Annotated in this window: 14 protein-coding genes and 1 pseudogene; 3 read left to right on the top strand and 12 right to left on the bottom strand. The window is 33.7% G+C overall.

Annotated features, from left to right (window positions below; all coding sequences use genetic code 11):
- Positions 1-98 precede the first annotated feature (98 nt).
- The 6 genes from manA to JNUCC83_RS01990 all read right to left on the bottom strand — a co-directional run bounded on the left by manA (position 99) and on the right by JNUCC83_RS01990 (position 7,458).
- On the bottom strand, positions 99-1,061 hold the full coding sequence (gene manA, locus JNUCC83_RS02015; protein WP_454460587.1) for a mannose-6-phosphate isomerase, class I: 963 nt from the start codon (positions 1,059-1,061) through the stop codon (positions 99-101).
- Positions 1,062-1,109: 48 nt separating this feature from the next.
- Positions 1,110-2,135, bottom strand: a complete 1,026-nt coding sequence (locus tag JNUCC83_RS02010; protein WP_454460586.1) for a serine hydrolase domain-containing protein — start codon at positions 2,133-2,135, stop codon at positions 1,110-1,112.
- A gap of 69 nt (positions 2,136-2,204) precedes the next feature.
- Positions 2,205-3,089, bottom strand: coding sequence for a VOC family protein (locus JNUCC83_RS02005; protein WP_454460585.1), 885 nt, complete (start codon positions 3,087-3,089; stop codon positions 2,205-2,207).
- Between the two features lie 128 nt (positions 3,090-3,217).
- Positions 3,218-5,062 carry an ABC transporter ATP-binding protein gene (locus JNUCC83_RS02000; protein ID WP_454460584.1) on the bottom strand — a complete coding sequence of 615 codons (1,845 nt, stop codon included), beginning with the start codon at positions 5,060-5,062 and terminating at the stop codon, positions 3,218-3,220.
- Positions 5,059-6,777, bottom strand: a complete 1,719-nt coding sequence (locus JNUCC83_RS01995) for an ABC transporter ATP-binding protein (RefSeq protein ID WP_454460583.1) — start codon at positions 6,775-6,777, stop codon at positions 5,059-5,061. The genes JNUCC83_RS02000 and JNUCC83_RS01995 overlap by 4 nt, the downstream gene beginning before the upstream one ends.
- Before the next feature lie 12 nt (positions 6,778-6,789).
- The gene (locus JNUCC83_RS01990) at positions 6,790-7,458 is read right to left on the bottom strand and encodes a TetR/AcrR family transcriptional regulator (protein ID WP_454460582.1); all 669 of its coding nucleotides are present in this window, start codon (positions 7,456-7,458) and stop codon (positions 6,790-6,792) included.
- 150 nt (positions 7,459-7,608) lie between these two features.
- Here JNUCC83_RS01990 and JNUCC83_RS01985 point away from each other — a divergent pair, with 150 nt between their 5' ends.
- Both JNUCC83_RS01985 and JNUCC83_RS01980 read left to right on the top strand, forming a co-directional pair.
- Complete coding sequence (locus JNUCC83_RS01985; RefSeq protein WP_454460581.1) at positions 7,609-8,598, top strand: NAD(P)/FAD-dependent oxidoreductase; 990 nt, start codon at positions 7,609-7,611, stop codon at positions 8,596-8,598.
- Between the two features lie 67 nt (positions 8,599-8,665).
- Complete coding sequence (locus tag JNUCC83_RS01980; protein WP_454460580.1) at positions 8,666-9,172, top strand: phosphatidylglycerophosphatase A family protein; 507 nt, start codon at positions 8,666-8,668, stop codon at positions 9,170-9,172.
- Positions 9,173-9,248: 76 nt separating this feature from the next.
- Here JNUCC83_RS01980 and JNUCC83_RS01975 read toward each other — a convergent pair whose 3' ends face one another.
- Both JNUCC83_RS01975 and recJ read right to left on the bottom strand, forming a co-directional pair.
- Positions 9,249-9,761 (bottom strand): adenine phosphoribosyltransferase, encoded by a 513-nt coding sequence (locus JNUCC83_RS01975; protein WP_454460579.1) that lies wholly within the window; start codon positions 9,759-9,761, stop codon positions 9,249-9,251.
- The gene (recJ, locus tag JNUCC83_RS01970; RefSeq protein ID WP_454460578.1) at positions 9,758-12,067 is read right to left on the bottom strand and encodes a single-stranded-DNA-specific exonuclease RecJ; all 2,310 of its coding nucleotides are present in this window, start codon (positions 12,065-12,067) and stop codon (positions 9,758-9,760) included. Before recJ ends, JNUCC83_RS01975 begins: the two co-directional genes overlap by 4 nt.
- A gap of 147 nt (positions 12,068-12,214) precedes the next feature.
- Between recJ and JNUCC83_RS01965 the strand changes: the two genes are divergently transcribed.
- A complete protein-coding gene (locus JNUCC83_RS01965) occupies positions 12,215-13,126 on the top strand; it encodes a polysaccharide deacetylase family protein (protein ID WP_454460577.1) in 912 nt (303 codons plus the stop codon).
- 116 nt (positions 13,127-13,242) lie between these two features.
- Here JNUCC83_RS01965 and tnpA read toward each other — a convergent pair.
- From tnpA to JNUCC83_RS01945, 4 genes and pseudogenes are all read right to left on the bottom strand, one after another.
- Positions 13,243-13,704 (bottom strand): annotated as a pseudogene (tnpA, locus tag JNUCC83_RS01960) (IS200/IS605 family transposase).
- 209 nt (positions 13,705-13,913) lie between these two features.
- Entirely contained in the window at positions 13,914-14,450 is a 537-nt protein-coding gene (locus JNUCC83_RS01955) for a biotin transporter BioY (protein ID WP_454460576.1), read from the bottom strand.
- Positions 14,451-14,521: 71 nt separating this feature from the next.
- Entirely contained in the window at positions 14,522-15,496 is a 975-nt protein-coding gene (locus JNUCC83_RS01950) for a biotin--[acetyl-CoA-carboxylase] ligase (protein ID WP_454460575.1), read from the bottom strand.
- Positions 15,493-17,445, bottom strand: coding sequence for an alpha/beta hydrolase family protein (locus JNUCC83_RS01945; protein WP_454460574.1), 1,953 nt, complete (start codon positions 17,443-17,445; stop codon positions 15,493-15,495). The genes JNUCC83_RS01950 and JNUCC83_RS01945 overlap by 4 nt, the downstream gene beginning before the upstream one ends.
- Between the last annotated feature and the right edge of the window lie 5 nt (positions 17,446-17,450).

The raw sequence follows: 17,450 nt of genomic DNA, 5'->3' as shown, positions 1-17,450 counted from the left end.
CTCTATTTATTTTACTATTTGTCCTATTATTCTAGAAACTCTCTAGTTTTTCATTAGCTTTAAAATAACGCATGGTATTTTTGTATTATCTATTTTTCTTATCGATTCTTAGTTCCTGGCTCGGAAGCAATGATATCTATATCCCCTTCTATCCTCCATGAATCAATTCCATTAGGTAGTAAAAGATGTGATCCTTTTGACAATTCATAAGATTTAACCCCAGGAATTTTTAAATAACCAAATCCACCAATCACACTGACAAGAGTATAAGGAGCACGAGTCTCAACATCCAATATACCATTAACATTCCATTCATATACATTAAAGTAATCCGATTTAATAAAGGTTGTGATACTTGAATTATTTTCATTTATTTGAGTAATTTCTAGCTTAGGATCTGCATGAGGAACAGTTGTCACATCTAGCGACTGTTTAATATGCAATTCTCTATTGTTACCGTTATCATCTATTCGATCATAATCGTACACACGGTAAGTAGTATCACTACTCTGTTGTGTTTCTAAAATCATTATACCACTACCAATTGCATGGATGGTTCCACTCGGCACATAAAAGAAATCGCCTTTTTTTACAGGAATACGTCTTAATAAAGCATCCCATTCACCAGAATCAATCATTCGTTGGAGTTCTTCTTTATTTTTTGCATGATGACCATAAATTATTTCAGCTCCAGGCTCAGCACTAATAATATACCAACATTCAGTTTTTCCTAATTCACCTTCATGATTTAGTCCATAAAAATCATCTGGGTGAACTTGCACTGATAAATCATCTTCAGCATCTAATATTTTAGTAAGTAGTGGAAAAACTTTCTCTTTAGGATATCCAAAAATTTCTGGATGTTCTTTCCATAATTCATTTAGTTTTTTCCCCTTGAATTCACCATTTTCAATGGTAGATACACCATGTGGATGAGCACTAATGGCCCAACACTCGCCAATAGTTTTGCTTGTTAATTCATACCCAAATTCTGTTTCTAGTTTTTCTCCTCCCCATATTTTTTCTTGAAATACAGGTTTTAAAAATAATGGTTCTTTCATAGATCCTATCACCTCGTCTAAGTTTATACAAATAGTATATCACTTCTCTCAAGTTTCTGTTTGCTCTTTTAAAAATACTTCAATCAAAGTATCTCTTTTTTTAAGATATGCTTCCTTATCATCAATTGGGTGCACTCGGTTTGACAGAAAAATAAAAGCTTCTTGACTAATAATATCAATTAACATAAACGTTCCCGTATACCCGGTATGAAACAATATCGGATGACCGGTAGTTAAGTGATACTTCAAATCCCACCCTAACGACCTAGAAAACTGTTTATTGGGCGTGTAGTCTTGTAATAATTCTAAAATAGTAGACTGTAATAAAAATGGTTCACCTGATGGTAGTTTTCCTTTTTTTAGCATCATATCCACAAATTTAAAACTATCATCAATCGTGCTAAATAGTCCAGCACTGGCACAATGCTCTTGTAGTTGAAAGGCTTTCGGATCATGAACGTCTCCTTTAATCAAACCTCGAGATGTCGTTAATTCTGTTGGTGCGCACAATGGATTGTCTTTCATAAAAAAACCACTATTAGACATATTTAAAGGCATCAATATTTCTTCTGAAAATAATTCTTGAACAGTTTTTCCAAACATCTCTTCTAACATAAATCCTATCAATAACGTTCCTGTATCTGTATAGACTTTTTTTCTACCAAAATCTGATTCATTAACAGGCAAAGATAAAAGAGCTTTTTTTAGTTCTTCAGCAGAGAGTACATCACGATTTTTTATGTAACCTGTAATACCAGATGTATGAGTTAACAAGTGACGTAAAGTGACTCTGTCATCATGCCATGAAGATAAATACAGTTTAAATGGCTCATCAATATCAATTTTATTTTGTTCAATTAATTTTAGAACCATCGTGTTAGTTAACATCACTTTGGTGAGAGAAGCCATATCATAAATGGTATTCTCAGTAGCCCATTCTTTGTCGGGTAATAGTTGTCTATAACCTATTGTGTGTTTATAGATTGCATTATTTTTATAAAATAAATAGTTAGCTCCTGGTATAATATTATCTTGATACATTGATTCGATAAACTGGATGGTCTTATTAAACATACTTTCTCTCCATCTATAAAAAAATGATAATCCTCACTTAGTATTAAACTAGTAAGGACTATCAGTTTTTTATTTTTTATTTTCTTTCTTAAAAACAATAAACCACAAATGAATACCACTTGGATCATACAAACCAATGATTCTTTTTCCTTTGTTATAGTAAAAATCACACCCTAATGTGTCAAGGTTTTCTTTTAGTAATAACAAATCATCCATTGTTGGCACATCAAAAGTCACATGATCTACCCCTAAATCCGTATCATGGATGACTGGCGAAGAGCTATTAGATTGAGACTCATTAATAGCTAACTGATGGTGGTAATCATTTACCGATAATAAGTGTGTTGAACTAAAATCATCGTCTTTAATTTTAAAACCTAGTTTTTCAGCATAAAACTGATAGACTTCTTCTAAATCTGAGACAGATAAATGGACATGTCCAACTTTTGTCTGTTCAGGTACTGAGACATACTCACCTTCAACATCATTCAAACGTTTTTGAATATTTAAATCTTTTGTTACACCATCTATTTTACCATCTACCATAGGCCACTCATCTTTTGGCTTATCCCAACTAAACTCTAGGCGATTGTTTTCAGGGTCACTTATATAAACAGACTCACAAAAACCATGATCACTCTCACCTTCGATTGGGTAATTTAATAACATGAGGTGCTTAATAAATCGAGCAAGGTCATCTCGAGTTGGAAAAACAAACGATGTATGGTTTAATCCTGTTTGAGTGTTTGATCCTTCAACCCCATCTGGTGTCGAAATCAAACCTAACAATTTTCTTTTCTGACTACTAATACCTAAAATAGCCATATCATTTTCTTCATTAATCAAATCAAACCCAACAACCTGTTGGTAAAAACTTAACATTCTGTCAAAATCTTTTACTTTGATTGCAACAGACGTTAATTTAGTCTTTGGATTTAATGAAAAGTTAACCATAGTATTCATTTCCCCCTAAATTTTCAAATCAATGTCTTTTCCCTTAACGTCAATTTACATTGTAACACCTTTTATCTAAGGAATTCCATTATTATATTCGAAAAATTAGATGAATATCATTTTTATTATTAAATTGTTACTCCTGTTGAAAATTGACTATTATATAACTCTGCATAAAATCCCGCTTTTTCAAGTAATTGATTATGATTTCCTGTTTCAACAATATCTCCTTGATCCATGACAATGATATTGTCAGCATCACGAATCGTTGATAATCTATGGGCTACCACAAAACTTGTTCGTCCTTCTAACAATCTGTCCATTGCTTCTTGGATTAATATTTCTGTACGTGTATCCACACTAGATGTTGCTTCGTCTAATATTAGAACATCCGGATTAACTAAAAAGGCTCGAGCAATCGTGATTAATTGTCTTTGCCCCTGCGAAATATTAGAAGCATCTTCATTTAATACAGTATCATATCCTTCAGGTAATCTTCGGACAAACTCATCCACTCTTGCAGCTTTTGCAGCACGAATGACATCTTCTTTAGTGGCGTCCATATTACCATAACGAATGTTATCATAAATCGATCCGGTAAATAACCATGTGTCTTGAAGTACCATTGAAAAGTGAGAACGTAATTTTTCACGCTTAATATTTCGTGTGTCTTTTCCTTCATAGAGAATTGCTCCTCCAGACACATCATAAAATCTTTCTAACAAATTAATAATAGTTGTTTTACCAGCACCTGTAGGACCAACAATGGCTACTTTTTGCCCTGCAAAAACATCGAGATTAAAATCTTTCATCAATAACTCACTATCATCATAACCAAACGCCATATGTTGGAACGAAACAGCGGCATCTGTTTTTCTTTCATTAGTCTCATTGACAGTTGTATCACTCATTTCTAACTCATCTAGCACATCGAATACACGTTCTGCTGAAGCAATCGTTGATTGAATGGTATTGAGTAGATTGGCCATTTGACTAAGTGGTTGCGCGAACTGATTCGTATATTGCATAAATGCTTGTACATCCCCTAAAGGCATGTTCCCATTAGCTACTTGAATGCCACCAAGTACTGCAATAAATACATAACTAATATTTTTAACAAAGTTCATCAGTGGCATGATAATTGCTGAAATAAATTGAGATTTCCAACCAGATTCATATAAACTATCATTTTGAATTTCAAACGTTTCAATATTATCTTTTTCGTGATTAAAACTTTTTACAACAGTATGTCCACTATAACTTTCTTCAATTTGATTATTTAATAATCCTAGACTAGCTTGTTGCTTTCCAAAATAACGTTGAGATTTTGGTGCAATAATCATTGTAATAATTAAGCTAAGTGGCACTGTTAAAGCTGCAACAAGTGTTAACTTCCAACTAATAGTGAGCATCATCCACAAGACACCAAAAAACATTAAAATACTAGTGACAAATTGAGTTAAAGTTTGTTGTAGTGTGGTTGCAATATTATCCATGTCATTGATTGCTCGTGACATGATATCACCATTAGAGTGTGTATCATAATACGAAACGGGTACTTTACCCATTTTTTCTTTAAATTCTTTTCTTAATTGATACACTGTTCGCTGAGAAATTCGTGTCATAATAAACTGTTGCATAAAACTGAAAATAGCAGACGCGATATACATGGCTAATACAATCATGAGTATGTCAAAAATTTTATCAAAATTGATATCAATTTTAGTAACTTTTGCACCACCCATCATCGCTTCTTTAGCTTTCATCAATCCAGCAAAAATTTCTGTCGTCGCTTCCCCTAAAATTTTAGGCGTCCTAATTTGAAATATTGTAGAGGCAGTAGCCAAAATAAATACTAAAAGAATCAAATACCAACGTCTTACCATATATGACATTAAACGTTTGGTTGTTTTCCAAAAGTTTTTTGGTTTTGCTTTTTTTCCTTTTACTCCACCAGGTCCATGTTGTCTCATGCTATTTCCTCCTTACTCAATTGTGATGAAATAATTTCTTGATAAGTTTGATTCGTTTCTTTTAACTCTTTATGGTTTCCTCGACCTACCATCATTCCATCATCTAATACAAGAATAGTGTCAGCATTTACCACTGTACTAATTCTTTGAGCAACAATTACCACAACTGCTTCAGTAATTGATTCTTTAAGAGCTTTACGCAAAGCAGCATCTGTTTTAAAATCTAAAGCTGAAAATGAATCATCAAATACGTATACAGATGCTTCTTTGATTAATGCACGTGCAATACACAAACGTTGACGTTGACCACCAGAAAAATTTGTTCCTCCTTGTTCAACTTTACTATCTAATCCATCAGGTAATTCAGAAACAAACTCTTTTGCTTGTGCGATTTCTAAGGCTTTCCAAATATCGTCATCTGTCGCATGTTCTTTTCCATATTGCATATTAGAACGGATAGTCCCTGTAAACAGAACCGCCTTTTGAGGAACAAAACTAATTTTTTCTCTAAGATCATGTTGCAACACGTTCTGCACATTACATTCATCAACTAAAATCTCACCTTCAGTCGTATCAAAAAAGCGTGGAATTAAGTTGACTAAAGTTGATTTACCCGAACCTGTTCCCCCAATAATCGCAACCGTATCACCTTTTTTAGCAGTAAAATCAACAGCAGCAAGGGCAGGCTTTTCTGCTCCGCTATAACTATAACTTACATTATGAAATGCAAGTGAACTATCACTATTAAAAGTTTTAGGTGTTTCTGGATCTTTAATATCATCTTTCATATCTAATACTTCATTGATACGAACAGCCGATGCTTGAGCGCGAGGGACAAAAACAAAAATCATTGCCATCATGACAAAACTCATTAAGATTTGCATGGCATACGTCATAAAAGCCATCATGTTCCCTACTTCAAGCGTTCCCTCAGCAATATTATGTCCACCAAACCAAATGATAGATACATTTGTTACACTAATAATAAACGTAATCACTGGTAATAAAAATGACATCAATGTATTAACTTTTACCGCAGTATTCGTATAATCTTTATTGGCGTCATCAAAACGATTTTCTTCAAATTTTGTTTGATTAAATGCACGAATCACGCGTACACCTGTCAGTCCTTCACGAAATACTAAATTTAGTCTGTCGGTCTTTTTTTGCAAACTTTTAAACAAAGGAATCGCAAAATACATTGTTACACCAACTACTAAAATAATCATTGGAATAACATATAAAAATATTTTTGTTAATTCTTTATCACGATAAAAAGCCAACACACTTGCCCCAATCAATGTAATTGGTGCATTAATCATTATCCTTAGAAACATTTGACTTACCATCTGAATTTGATTGACATCATTGGTTGTTCTTGTAATTAGAGACGCTGTACCTATTTTGTCAAATTCACGTTGCGAAGAATACTCTACCTTTTTATATATCTCTGAACGTAACTGTTTCCCTAACTTTTGAGCTTGTCTAGTGGCAATAAATGTATTGGCAATAGATGCTAAAATTCCTACAAAAGAAATTCCAATCATTACAAATCCTACTCGCCAAATATAAGATATGTCCCCTTTAGTCACACCATTATCAATAATATTTGATGTTAGTGTTGGCAAATATAAATCGCTCGTAATTTGAATCACCATAAATAAAACAGCCCCTAATACGGCTGGTAGAGACATCCTCTTTATAATTCTTAACATATGCCTATCCTCCTAATTATCTTTCATTACCCCATAGGCAATCCAATTTAATTTCATATTAAATTCTCTTTTTATTTTTTCAATGCTGACTTTTTTACCCATTTGTTCTGTACGATAAATTTCATTAATTGATGCATGCATTGTATAAAACAGTAATCTTAACAAGATATTTAATTCTTTAACGTTAGATATTTTCAAGTAGGAGTAATCAATATTTTTTATCAATTCTTCATATTGATGATAACGCTGACTCTTTCGACCCCTAAACTGTTTTTCTATTTTCTTTTCTGCATCTAATCCATCAAAAATCTCACTTGATCGTTTATAATCCATATACATAAAAATATTTTTTAATAACTTTGAATGGGTACTTTTTAAAACTAAGTGAATAAAATAATCAAAAAACTCTTTCATAGTTAAAAATAAATGCCCATTATTTTCATTAAATAATTCCATGAATTTCGACTCAGGCTGCTTCACTAAATTATCACAAATGTAATAAAACACATCATCCTTATCTTCAAAGTATTGATAAAAACTACCTCTTGGAATATCCGCATATTTCACAATGTTTGCAATCGATGCTTGATGAATCGGAACTGATGAGAACTCTTTTTCACACGCTTCTATTATTTTTATTTGCTTTTCATTTTCTAATCGAAAAAACGTGGGTCTTGGCATGATGTTACCTCCTAACACTTTATGACATGGTGTCATTATATATGACACCATGTCATAAAGCAATTATAAACACCTGAACAATTCAAATTAGTTTATTTATGCGATGATGTCATTTATACTTTGTTTATTGAGTAAATAAAGGAGTGTCACATGACAAAAGAAATATATGATATCACTATTATCGGTGGGGGACCTGCGGGTATATTCGCGTCGTTCTATGCAGGAATGAGACAAGCAAAAACAAAAATTATCGAAACCTTACCTCAACTAGGTGGACAGCTTAGCTTGTTATATCCTGAAAAACTTATCTACGATGTGGCAGGATTTCCTAATATCAAAGCACAACAACTAGTTGATCAACTAATCGAGCAAATTGAGCCTTTTAACCATACCATTTGTCTAAATGAAGAAGTTTTAGATATCACTAAAGAAGAAAATATTTTTAGATTGACCACAAAAAAAGACACTCATTTTTCTAGAACAATCATCATCGCTGTAGGAAATGGAGCGTTCCAACCAAAAAGATTAACCACTGCAGGACATGATGTATTCGAAGGAAACGGAGTGCATTATTTTGTCACAGATATGGAGCAATTTAGAGGAAAAGACATTATGATTTGTGGTGGCGGAGATTCTGCTGTCGATTGGGCACTCATGTTGGAGGGTATTGCTAACTCAGTGAAGTTAGTCCATCGGCGCCCGACTTTCCGTGCACACGAACATAGCATTAGTTTATTAGAACAATCAAGTGTACAAGTAGAAACACCTTTTGTGATTCACGAGCTACACGGAGATAATGGAAATTTAAGCGGAGTGACTTTATTTAATCCTAAAGAAGACGAATCAAAAACAGTAGAAATTACTGACTTATTAGTCAATTATGGCTTTTCATCTTCTCTAGGACCTATTAAGAATTGGCCAATTGAATTCAAACGTCAATCTATTATCACAGATTCTGCTACGCGAACATCAGTAGACGGTATTTTTGCTATTGGTGATATTTCAACTTATGATGGTAAAGTGGAATTAATCGCCACTGGTTTTGGTGAAGCACCAATTGCTGTTAACCATGCAGTAAACCACATAAATCCAAAAGAACGTATACAACCTATGCATAGTACGAGTCTATTTGACCAATAATATCTACTTGTTATAATTATTTCTATAAGATATACTATGTAACAATACTATTTGAGAAGGTGCAAACATGACAATAAAAAAAGAAACACTAAAAAAAGTATCTAGACAACTGTTACTTGATCGCGGTGTAACAGTCACTGATATCGCAGACTTGGTTTATTTTTTGCAAGAAAAATACGTCACAGACTTAACGCTTGATATGTGTTTAGAAAATGTTGAGGCAGTTCTAAATAAACGTGAGGTACAAAATGCTATTCTGACAGGTATTCAACTTGATATTGCTGCAGAAAATCATCAAGTCTTAGAACCTTTACAAGAAATTTTAGAAACAGATGAAGGTCTTTATGGTATTGATGAGATTCTTGCATTATCGATTGTGAATATTTATGGTTCAATAGGTTTTACTAATTATGGGTATATCGATAAAGTTAAGCCAGGAATTTTGGCCAAACTAAATTCTCATGAAGGCCATCAAGTCCATACATTTCTAGATGATATAGTTGGGGCAATTGCTGCAGCTGCTGCCAGTCGCTTGGCACATTCTGAACCAGACAGATTAAATGAAAACCAGTAATGCTTAACACATCACTGGATTCGAAGCATACAAAAAAAATCCAGCAAAAAGTAATTTTCTTGCTGGATTTTTTTATCTAAAAGTCCATTAATGCTAAAATATCATAACCCTTGATTTTTTCTCTGCCATTTAGCTCATTTAATTCAACTAAGAAAGCACACCCAACTACTTCCCCACCTAATTGTTCCACTAACTCAATGGTAGCTGCAATTGTTCCACCTGTCGCTAATAAATCATCACAAATAATAACTTTTTGACCTGGTTTAATCGCATCTTTATGTAATGTCAGTGTTGCTTTACCATACTCTAAACCATACTCTACTTCGATTGTTTCACGAGGTAACTTTCCTTTTTTTCTAGCAGGAGCAAATCCTATACCTAATTCATAGGCTACTGGACACCCTATAATAAATCCACGTGCTTCTGGTCCAACAACCATTTCAGCTCCACGTTCTTTAGCATATTTTACAATTTGATTTGTCGCCTCTTGATAAGCCGCTCCATCCCCCATTAACGGTGAAATGTCTCTAAAGATAACACCTTCTTGAGGATAATTAGGGATACTAGCAATATAATCTTTTAAATTCATCTGTCTTCCTCCTGTTGCGATATCCACTGACGAATATCTGCTACATTACTATATAAAAATAGTTTTTCCATCTCAATTTTGTATACGTAAGCTTGATAAACATCACTTTCTTCCAAGGCTTTTGCATCAGGATTAGAAACTTTGCTCATCAAACCATCTTCTATTGTAACAAATCCCAAATCAAAAAACACTTTTATAATAAAAATTAAATGATTTTTAGAAATTTGTAGATAATTTGATAAATCCTCTAATTTATAACGAACATCGATGCTACCTTGAGCTTGTACTAATTTAAACACTTTTCCAAATTGTTGTCTGGTCGGAAGCCCTGATAAATAATGCTCATTAACCACATTTAACCAAAGATACAAACGTTTAAAATCACATGTAGCAACAAGCTGTGAAACTAATTCTAAATCGTATGGGCAATCAACAAACACTAATTCGTTCTCATCAGTCACTTCATCAATAGAACTTGTATCTTTTAAGTATACTAATTGATCTGATGGAACATGCTCTACTGGTGTGTCTTCATTAAAAACAATATACATAGGATTGCTTGCGAGTCTCTCGAAATTTTCTTGTTTGCCACCTCGCATATCAAAAATCTGAATACCAGACACATGATAATCTTCTAGCATCAATTGTGGTTTTCTAAAACCATTCCATTCATTAATAGATAGTTTTCCAACAACATCTAGAGTGTCCCCAGTTAATAATTCTTCCAATTCAGACCCTTTACCAAATGCGATACAATCTAATGACGATTGTTGATCAACTAGTTGCCCTTTTAAATGATTTCCATCAGCTCCAATTGTCTTCATTCCCTCTGCTTTCACATCAGAAAGTAAAAAATGCGGAGATGGATTATCTGTACCAAATGGAGATAACTTAGATATTTCTTCAATTATATCCACAGAAACATTTTCTAGTGATATTGTTGCATCTATTTCTAAAACATCCTTAGTCCCATCTTCTATCAAAGGCCTCACTATAGCGACTAATTCTTCTCTAATACCATCTAGATTGTCTTTATTAAACGACAATCCCGCTGCCATATGATGTCCACCAAATGAAATGAATTTATCTTTTATTTGGGAAAGGACTTGAAATAAATCAATGCTAGAAATGCTTCTTCCTGAACCCTTTAACAATGTATTATCCATTGCTTTTGTTAAAATAATCGCCGGACGTTGCGTTTTTCTGACAATATGACTGGCAACAATTCCTAATACCCCTTCATGCCAATCTTCGTTTGCCAAGACATAAATTGGTTGCTCTCCAAACTCAGCAACCATAGTTAATGCTTCTTTAGTAATTTTTTTTACAAGTGCTTGTCTATCAACATTTGTCTGCTGTATATCCGTTGCAATAGACAATGCTTCTTCCTCATCAAAAGTGGACAGTAGTTCTACTGCAGGCATAGCACTTTTTAGTCTTCCCATCGCATTCAGTCTTGGACCGAACCCAAAACCAATCGTTTCTTCATTAGCATTAGATAAATCAAGATTACCAATCTCGGCTAAAGCATGTAGGCCAACGCGTTCTGTTTGTTTTAACATTGTTAATCCAAAACTTACTAATGAACGATTTTCTCCTGTCAACGACACCAAATCCGCAATCGTCCCAATAGCTACTAAATCTAAACTTTCGGTTGGCAACTCACCTAACAGTGCTGTTGCAACTTTAAACGCTACCCCAACACCCGCTAAATCTTTAAACGGATACTTGCCTAATGGGTGTCTAGGATGAATAATCGCGAACGCATCGGGTAATTCATCAGGCAATTCATGATGATCCGTCACGATGATATCAATGCCTTTTTCTTTTGCATAGGCAATGGCCTCATGACCACTTACTCCATTATCTACAGTAATAATCAACTGAATTCCTTGTTCAATAAAATACTTATAAACATCCTTATTAGGTCCATAGCCATCATTAAATCGATCAGGTAGATAATACTCCACCTCTCCCCCGATTAATTCAATCGCTTCTTTCAATACAGTTGTACTAGTAATACCATCTGCATCATAATCACCATATATCAATATTCTCTCGCCCGTCGCAATAGCTTCTTGCACACGATTTACTACTTTTTCCATATCATATAACATAAAAGGATCGTGTAAATTATCCAATGATGGTGTTAAAAATTCCTCAACCTCATCAATTGTTTGTAATCCACGATTAACCAATAATTCACTCATTATTGGCGATAATCCTTCTTTTTTAAACGTTTCTATAGTTGATTGTTCTTCATTTGATAGAACTTTTTTTTCCCATTGAAATTGAGATTCTTTCACTCAAACACTTCCATTTCTACGTGATTCTTTTATTTAACTTCACAACATCTCACCTATCACAGTTTACCATAGCTCAATTTTTTCAACAAATACTTGCCAACTGGAATAACCGTTTGATACTATGATAAAAGACAAGGAGGACTTTTTATGAAGAAAAAAGCTCTATGGTTTATTATTATTTTATTATTAATAGAAATTATTTTAGTTGGTGTTTATTTTGCAAAAGATTACGCTAAAAAAGACACGTCCAATACTGTGGAGACAGCCACCTCTGCTCAATCTTCAACGAAAGAAACTGTGGTTGAGAATTCAACAACTGACTCAAAAAAACAAACTGGAAAAATCGATACCACTCATTGGATAAGTAGCGATACAGCTATTTCATTTCCAATATTGATGTATCATAGCTTGACTAAAAGTGATGATGGTAATACGTTAAAACTTCCTCCTGAAGAATTTAAGAAACAAATGGAGTGGTTAAAAGAAAATGATTACTACACATTAACTCCTGAAGAAGCCTATATTGTTCTGACTGAAAATAAAAAACCAAAAGAAAACATCGTTTGGATTACATTGGATGATGGTTATCTAAATAATTATACGGATGGTTTTCCTATTTTAGAAAAGCTCAAAATGAATGCTACTATCAATTATATTACTTCTAAACTAGATAATCAGTATTACTTTCATACAGATGATATGAAAAAAATGACACAAAGTGGCCTTATCTCAATCGAAAGTCATACTGTTAGTCATCTTGATCTAAACACCTTAAGTGATGAACAAATTCATACTGAATTGCGCGACTCAAAAAATTGGTTAGATGATACATTAAAACAGCAAACAACCGTTATTTGTTATCCTGCCGGAAGATATGACGAACGTGTAGAAAAAGAAGCGGAAGCAACAGGTTATAAACTAGCCTTAACAACTGAGTCTGGCTATGCTAGTAAAAATGATGGACTTTACGCTCTTAAACGTATTAGAGTATCACCAGGTTTTGATAAAGAATCTTTTGGTAACTATCTAACATCAAGTAACCAATATGCCACCCAATAGTAAATATCCACCCGTGAAAACGGGTGGCTTTTTAATAGCCCTAGAAGGGCTCATTACCTACATACTCTCTAAAGAGAGCCTTTTAAAAGACTGCCAACCGCAATTCGAGAAATTTTCTATTTTTTGAATGGATCTATATATTCGCTTTTACTTTTACTTATACTATCTCTTACTCTATCATCAGCCTCTTGTTCTCGAATATATTTTTGGATTGTCTTCTGATTCAATCCTACAGTACTCACATAATATCCTTTAGACCAAAAACTTTTATTTCCATATTTATATTTCAAATTTCCGTGTTGCTCATGAATTAAGACAGCACTTCTTCCTTTAAGAAACCCCATAAAACCTGATACTGATTATTTTGGTGGTGTTTTTACCAGTATATGAATATGATCTGGCATTGCATGTGCCTCTATTATTTCTACATCTTTCATATCACATAACTTTCTCAATATTTTTCCTATATCTTTCCTTAATTCCCCATACACTACTTTCCTTCGGTATTTTTGAGTAAATACTAAGTGATACTTACAATTCCATCTTGTGTGTGCTAAACTTTTATCGTCATTAGACATAAAGAACCCCATTTCGATACTCTATTGCGGTTGGTAGCCACTTTTTAGTATATCGAAAGGAGTTCTTAACGCTAAAGCTATTTCTTCCACGCGCAGTACGCGTGGTTTTTCTGTTTCGCACGATTTCGTGCTCATCTGACTAAAGTCATTAATAAAAAAACGTATTAATTTAGCCTTAAAGCTAAGTTAATACGTTTTTTGTCATCTAACTAAACAGCCATTCGTTTCTGCACAACTGGTCGCAATTTTTGTGATAACAATCCAATAAAAATGACTTTAATAATAGTTGTAGGAATAAATGGTAAGACAGTTGCGGTAAATGCAACTGATAGACTACTTCCTGTCACAAAATGAAACACAATAAATCCAACAATAAAATTAATCATAGCACTGAAAATCAACCCACTATATAATGATAATGTTTTACCACGTTCAGCAAATAGTCCTGAAATATAAGCCATCATAGGAAAACTTAAAATAAATCCACCTGTTGGGCCAAAAATAACTGCCGCACCTCCAGAAAAGCCAGCAAAAACTGGTAACCCAATCAATCCTAATAACACATATAATAACGTAGCTAATGTTCCTGATTTTTTCCCTAGTAGCACACCAGTTAACGGAATAATAAATGTTTGAAGCGTCATTGGAACTCCATAAGGCATTGGAATACTGATTTGTGATAATACCACTATAACAGCGGTAAATAGTGCAATTCTTGTCATATCTGATGTTTTAAATTTTGTCATAACGTCTCCCCTTTTCTTTTTTATTATAGCAAAAAGAAAAGGTTAGTCAACTTTTTTAAAATAAAAGTTGACTAACTTATTTTTAGAGAAACTTCACCAAATCTAATTTCTTTTACATCACCATTCATTTGTTTTATAAGTAGCGATCCATTATTAAGAATGTCTTCAACATGGGCAATTTCATGATGAGTTCCCGACACAACAGAGACTGTTTTACCTAAAACAATTGATTTATCCCGATAACTTTGCATCATGGTTGATTGATCAATGTCCTGCGCTCGGATAAAAAATTGATTGATTATTTCAGCAGCTATTTCGTTTCGTGTCACTCGTTTGTCATTAACTAAAGAGGTCGCTACTGACTGAACAGATTGTGAAAAATCAGTAGGCTCTGTGGACACATTGATTCCAATCCCAACAACGATCCAATCTAATAAGCCTGTTTCAAGATTTGTTACTGCTTCTGTTAAAATACCACATACTTTTTTTCCATTTAAAAATAAATCATTTACCCATTTAATCCCAATAGTTTCTCCTGTCAACTTAGATAAAACATTTGATACGACAACAGCTGAGTAAGCGGTCATTAATGATGGATCTATAGATGGAAAATGACTTGGTTTAATAATTAAGCTCATGTAAATACCAGTATCTTTTGGTGATTCAAAGACTTTGCCATACCTTCCACGACCATTTGTTTGCTCATTAGCAATAACCACTGTGCCATGTTTCGCTCCTGAGACTGCTAACTCTTTGGCTAAATTATTTGTCGAATCAATCGTATCATGTACTTGGATTAATGTCGTATCCATATTTTTATCAAGAAACGGTAACAACCCTTGTAACGACAATTTATCACTTGTTTCTTCTAAACAATATCCCTTACTTTTTACCGCAATAATTGGGTAGCCTTCTTGCTCTAATTGTTTAATAGATTTCCACACAGCATTTCTTGATACGCCAATTAATTCGGCTAATTTTTCACCTGAGAAAAATTCGCCACGATGTGCTTCTAACATGGCTAATGTTTTATTTTTTACACTCATTTTTCTTCTCCATTATTTAAATGTGTTTTAAACCAATTCGAAATATCTTGTAAGCGAGCTGCCCTTAAATGAGGCAATCCTCCTCTTGATAATCCATGACTTGATTTAGGATAGACAATCATTTCAGTCGGTACATTAAAACGTTTCATCGCTGTAAACATTTGTTCACCTTGTTCTTTTGGACAACGCAAATCATCTTCCCCGTGTAAGATAAGTAATGGTGTTTTAGCTAGTTCCGCATAGGCTAATGGTGATAATCGCCACATATCAGAAATGTTTGGTAAATCAGTCAATAGTTGATATTTAACAAAGAAAGCACCAATGTCACTTGTTCCATAAAAACTAATCCAATTTGATATAGATCGTTGTGTCACAGCTGCTTTGAAACGTTTTGAATGACCAACAATCCAATTTGTCATAAAGCCACCATAACTTCCACCAGCCACAACCAGTTCTTGCTCATTGATTTCTAGATGCTCAGTTAAAACAACATCTAGACCTGTCATTAAATCAAGATAGTCTTTATTACCATAATCTCCAAGAATCGCACGCACAAAATCTTGACCATATCCTTGACCACCTCTTGGGTTTAACATGATCACCCCATAGCCATTTGCTGCATGGTACTGCATTTCATGGAAGAAAGTCTCACCATAACATACTTGAGGACCTCCATGAATGTAGAGGACCGCTGGATGGTTGGCTGTCACATTCACAGGTGGGACGTACCAACCTTGTACAGAAACATCTTTTTCTGTTTCATACCAAAATTCCTGTGGTTGAGACAACGATAGATTGTCTAGTACTTTTTCATTTGGATGATAAATAGTTTCTAATGTTGAATTCTCTAGCGATAAAACTGCTAAAGCAGATGGCTCTATTAATGTCGAATAAGTCACGATCAATTCTTTATCATCTAAGCAACTATCTGTTAAATGCATTTTTTCATCAAAAATTTTCGTTAAAGAGCCATTTAAACTCCCTTTATACACTATAACTTTTCCATGATGTGTCACTGGAAAGATATATTCCTCTGAAGAAAGCCACTCTATATCAACACCCTTAACTTGTTGCTGAAAATCACCGACAATGGCATCTCCGACTTCTTCATCCAACGTTTCAGTCAAACATTCTAGATGTCCTGTTGTCATATTGTAGTGATACAATTTATTTTGAGTAACAAATCCATAATCAAAATTATTACCTGTTAGTAGTAAATGGTTTTCGTCGTGATTCATTTTTCCACAATAAAAACTTCCCTTTGGCAATGACTCTGTTAACGACATCAGAGACTGGTTTGATACATCATATTTATAAACTGTGCTACCGTAATCCCATTCATTATTTGGCTCTTTTTCACGTCCTAACAAAACATAACTCTCATCTTTTGACACATAATCCAAAGAGAATTCATCACTTGATTCAAAGAGAATTGTCTCCTCTTTTGTTGCAATCGTTAATTTACTTAATTGATACGTTGCATTTAAATCTAATAATCCAGCTCCGTCCAATTTATAAGTTAATTTATCCCACTTCTTAGGTTGCTCAAATGGATCATCTTGTTTATTGTGTTCTGATGTTGTTTGGACAAAATAAATCGCACTACTTGAGTGATTCCATGTATAGTTAGAAAATGATTCTTTTTCTAACATACTATAGGCACTACCTCCGTTAATAGCTTGTACTTTTAGATGTGTTTTTTTATCTACTTTAGCGACGTAACTCAACCACTTTTTATTTGGAGATACTTTTAATTGACTAATCGATACATCGTCACCACTCCATAAACGTCGTTCTTTCGTTTGTTTGTCTATACTATAAATACGAGACTCATATTGATTGTTTTTTTGATTAATTGAGTGCTCCATAAAAAAAATGATATTCCCTACTGACAAGGGATGAGATAAGCTTTTTAATTCAAATAAACTTTCTGTTGTTATTGTTTTCATTTACT

Source organism: Vagococcus sp. JNUCC 83 (assembly GCF_053667615.1).
The sequence above is the reverse complement of the archived record's forward strand: the minus strand, read 5'-3'. Positions and strand labels throughout refer to the sequence as shown.